This is a genomic window from Streptomyces spiramenti (assembly GCF_012034385.1).
Classification (GTDB): Bacteria; Actinomycetota; Actinomycetes; order Streptomycetales; family Streptomycetaceae; genus Streptomyces; species Streptomyces spiramenti.
On the sequence record NZ_JAAVJB010000392.1, the window covers coordinates 1 to 2,686 of the forward strand.

The 2,686-nt window shown below is 75.6% G+C and carries 2 protein-coding genes; both read left to right on the forward strand.

The genetic code is table 11. The annotated features are described in order from the left end of the window. The first annotated feature begins 363 nt into the window (after window positions 1-363). Window positions 364-990: a pyridoxamine 5'-phosphate oxidase gene (gene pdxH, locus HCJ92_RS23550; protein WP_167935632.1), complete on the forward strand. Its 627-nt coding sequence runs from the start codon at window positions 364-366 to the stop codon at window positions 988-990. Window positions 991-1,531: 541 nt separating this feature from the next. After that, a partial coding sequence (locus HCJ92_RS23555) for a PAS domain-containing protein (RefSeq protein ID WP_420824770.1) occupies window positions 1,532-2,686 on the forward strand: 1,155 nt, incomplete at its 3' end.

The following is a 2,686-nucleotide window of genomic DNA, read 5'->3' on the forward strand; positions in this document are numbered from 1 at the left end:
GCCCCGGCCCACCGGGGCGCGGCGAACCCGACGGCTCCGGGACCGCCGTGACACCCCGTCCGGACGCGCGACCGTCGTGCGGTGAGAAGAGCGCCGTGCGCTCGTGCGCGCCGTCACGCCCGATCGGGGCGCGGTGACCGGGCGCGCCCGCATCCGGCGGCGCCCGGGACTTGGACCGCAGGTGTACGCCAGACACAGGGGTGGTGAGGAAACCGGCGGGGACCGGCCACGGCCGCTCCGATGCTGCAAGATATGGCCGTGTCCGACAACGCCGCCGACCGCGCCCCGTCCACCGTCACCCCCGTGCCGACCGTGCCCTCGACGCCCGCCGGCTCCCCGCTCCGCCGCCCCGACCCGGCGGCGATGCGCGCCCGCTACCGTGCCGCGGGGCTCAGTGAGGCCGAACTGCCCGCCGAGCCCGTCGCGCTCTTCGGCGACTGGTTCGCCGAGGCCGTCGCCGGAGGGCTGGGCGAACCCAACGCCATGGTGGTGTCCACCGCCGACGGCGAGGGCCGCCCCAGCTCGCGGACGGTCCTGCTCAAGCACTTCGACGAGCGGGGCTTCGTCTTCTTCACCAACTACGCCTCCACCAAGGGCCGCCAACTGACCGTCAACCCGTACGCCTCGCTGCTCTTCCCCTGGCACGACCTGGCCCGGCAGGTCATCGTCTCCGGCACGGTCGAACGGACCGGCCGCGACGAGACGGCGGCCTACTTCCGCACCAGGCCGCACGGTTCCCAACTGGGGGCGTGGGCCAGCGACCAGTCACAGGTCGTGGGCTCCCGCGACGAACTGGACCGCCGCTACGAGGATCTGGCGCGCCGCTATCCCGAGGGGGAGGACGTGCCGGCTCCGGCCAACTGGGGCGGCTACCGGGTGCGCCCCGAATGGGTCGAGTTCTGGCAGGGCCGGGACAACCGGCTGCACGATCGGCTGCGCTTCGTCCGCACCGAGGCCGGCGCCTGGGAGGTCCGACGGCTCTGCCCCTGACGCGGAGCGGGCGTCGCGGCACGTTCCGGCGCCGACCGGGACCACGCCGCTGCGCGCTCACCGGGCCGGGCGCCGCCGCGGAACGCAGACGACCCGCGGGCCTTGGTCCCCAGCCGAGGCTGGGGAGCCGGCCGGACGATACCGGCGGCCCGCGGGTCGGGTGACTGCTCGGGATTGGCCGGCGAAGCCGGCATCCGCACTGATGTGGGACGACGGCCTCAGGCCGCAGTCACCTCACGCGTCCGGTTCTTGATCATCTGCCGAACCACCTCCCTTCTCGTGTACTCACCACGGTAGGCACCCTCGGCGGTCGGTTCAAGTGATTTTCGCCGGGCACCGGCGGGTGCCGCCGCGGCCGAATCACGCCGAAGCCGATGTGACCGCGCACACCATGGAGTTGAATGGTGCGGACCCGTGGACCACCCGGGGCTCCGACCGGGCCCGCGGCTCGGCCGGGCCCCGCGCCCGGCCACCGGCGGTGCCCACCTGGTGGCCCGGGGGAGCGCCGCGCGGCCCGCGCGCGGCGCGGAGGGGGTTCGACGTGACCACGCACTCACAGTCCCAGCCAGGGGCGCACTTCACCGGGGACGGCATTCCCGATCCGTTGCTGCTCGCCTCGCTGCTCGGTGGGATGGACGCGGCGCTCTTCGCCGTGGACCGCGACGGCCGCGTCACCCACTGGAACCAGGAGGCCGAGCGGCTGCTGGGGTGGAGCGCCGCCGAAGCGCTGGGGCGTCGCGGTCTCGGCGGCTGGGTGGTGCGCGAGACGGACGCCGCCGACGTCCACGACCGGCTGCTCGCCGTCACCGGGGACACCGGCGCCGGCGCCCCGCCCCGGCAGGTCCAGGAGTTCCCGTTCGTCACCAAGGACGGCTCCCGCCTGCTGGTCAGGGCGCAGACCGCGGCGGTGAGGGACGCCGCCGGCCGGGTCGCCGGAGCCTACTGCGCGTTCAGCGACGTCCATGCCCAGCTCGACCTCGAACGCCGCATCGCCCTGAGCGAGGCCCTGCTGGCGGGCGCCGCCTGGTCGGTGCTGCTGGTCGACGCCGACCTCCGCACCGTCGCCCTCAACGAGGCGGCCACCCGCGCGCTCGCCGTCTCCCCGGTGGAGATGCTCGGGGAGCCGCTGGCGGAGTTTCTCGGATCCGGCCTCCAGGAACTGGAGGGAGCCCTCGAACACGCGCTCGCCGGCGAGCCGCCCGCCGAGCCGGTCGAGCTGTGGGTCACCCTGCACGAGGACGGCTCGCTGGAGGACGAGCACGGCGAGTCGCGCGGCGGCCTCCCCGGTGGGCGGCGCCGCTGCTGGCTCAGCGGCTTCCTGCCCCTCGGCTCACCACTGGCCACCGAGCCCTCACCGCTGGGTGTCGCCTGGGTCTTCCGCGACGTCACCCTGGAACGCCGCCAGTCGCGCGAGGCCACACGCCGCCGCTTCCGGGACGGCCAGCTCAACCGGGCGAGCCGGGCCGCCGCGGACTGCGCCGACCCGATGGACGCCGCCGCCGTCCACCTGGACTTCGCCCTCGCGGGGTTCGCCGAGCACGCACTGCTCGACCTCGTGCCCTCGGCGCGCCCCGGGGCGGCTGCCCGGACGCCCCGGGCCCAGGGCGACCCGGTGGCGGCGGCGCCCTCCACGACGACCGGCCGCACCCGCCGACCACAGGTCGCCCGGCCGGGGAGCCCCGCCGCGGTGCACACC

Bases quoted from the DNA above. Each gene is read 5' to 3' on its own strand.
- pdxH (WP_167935632.1), top strand. From the start codon at position 364: ATGCGCGCCCGCTACCGTGCCGCGGGGCTCAGTGAGGCCGAACTGCCC.